Source organism: Alteromonas sp. KUL106 (assembly GCF_009811415.1).
Taxonomy (GTDB): Bacteria; Pseudomonadota; Gammaproteobacteria; order Enterobacterales; family Alteromonadaceae; genus Alteromonas.
Map to the genome: position 1 here is coordinate 1 of NZ_BLIG01000069.1, position 1,095 is coordinate 1,095.

3 protein-coding genes are annotated in these 1,095 nt (G+C 43.0%); all 3 read left to right on the plus strand.

What is annotated here, in order from left to right; genetic code table 11:
- Positions 1-184: hypothetical protein (locus tag GVO63_RS19665; RefSeq protein ID WP_236552221.1), on the plus strand; the 184-nt coding region annotated here is incomplete at its 5' end.
- Positions 185-186: 2 nt separating this feature from the next.
- The gene (locus GVO63_RS19210; protein ID WP_159582044.1) at positions 187-588 is read left to right on the plus strand and encodes a hypothetical protein; all 402 of its coding nucleotides are present in this window, start codon (positions 187-189) and stop codon (positions 586-588) included.
- Positions 589-699: 111 nt separating this feature from the next.
- Positions 700-1,062, plus strand: a complete 363-nt coding sequence (locus tag GVO63_RS19215; RefSeq protein WP_159582046.1) for a hypothetical protein — start codon at positions 700-702, stop codon at positions 1,060-1,062.
- The last annotated feature ends 33 nt before the right edge of the window (positions 1,063-1,095 follow it).

A 1,095-nucleotide genomic window follows, 5' to 3' on the forward strand; every position in this document is an offset into this window, starting at 1 on the left:
TAATTTAAACACGCGGTCTATTTGGCTAGTGGTGGCAGCAAAGCTGCGTACGTTCCGTTGTACGCCTAACAAAACGCTGTTGGCACTCCCTCCGGTCGCTGGGACGCTAACACGTGGGCTGACTCACTTCGTTCGTATTTTAGCCCACGTGCTAGCGCCCCAAAGCTTAGCGTTAGAAGACTAGTGATGATTTATGAGCCTAAGGTTGTATTAGTAGAGACTGATTTCGAATCAGACGCTACAGTAGACATTGACGAAATTACATTCGACAAAGATTGCTTAAACATCGCTGTTAAATCAAAGAGTTGGAGTATAAAAGTTCATTTTGATGCTATTTATGGTTTCAGAGTGCTCGATGAAGGTGATTTAGGCGAGTTTTGGAGTGAATGTAACTTAAAAACTGGTTGGTGTTTTGAAGTAATCGACGGTGGCTGGAATGCACTGGAAAAAACTAGAGAACACTTCATTACGGGTAAGCTATATCAGCCGAGGGAATATCTAATTATTGGTTTAAACGAGTGTGTTTCGGTTTTAGCCTTTGAGCAACCAAAGGTAGTAGAAACATCGTCTTCTAACAAACCACTGTAGTCGCCCGCAAGCGGGCTGGGACAAATACACGTAGGCTCAGTCGCTTCGCTCCAATTTTAGCCTACGTGTATTTGCCCCTAAGTGGGGCGTTAGGTGCTAAAAGGAAAAATTATGAAATCATGGAATGAATTAACTAATCTACAACGCGCAGTTATCGGTATCGCAATGGTTGTTGCGGCGGCAGTTTTGCCAGAGATAGCCTTCTTAGTTCAATTAGGTGGTATGGAAGTCGCATTTGCTCTCGTTTTTGCTAGCCTAGCTCCCATCATTTCTTGGTTCTCAACAAAATACCAAGCAATTAAAGAATGTTTACAAACCTCAATAGTGGCTTTGAGACATAGTGCATCTGCTAAACCTTCCGTTTTCTTCGTACAAGCTTCTTTTTGTGCAGCCGCACTTCTATTTACAAGTTCGGGCTTATTGGCTTTTTACTTTTTTATGCCTAGTATGCTGCTAAATGGGGTCTTGGCGTGAGCGCACCTAACAAGCCAATAAACGCACTCACTA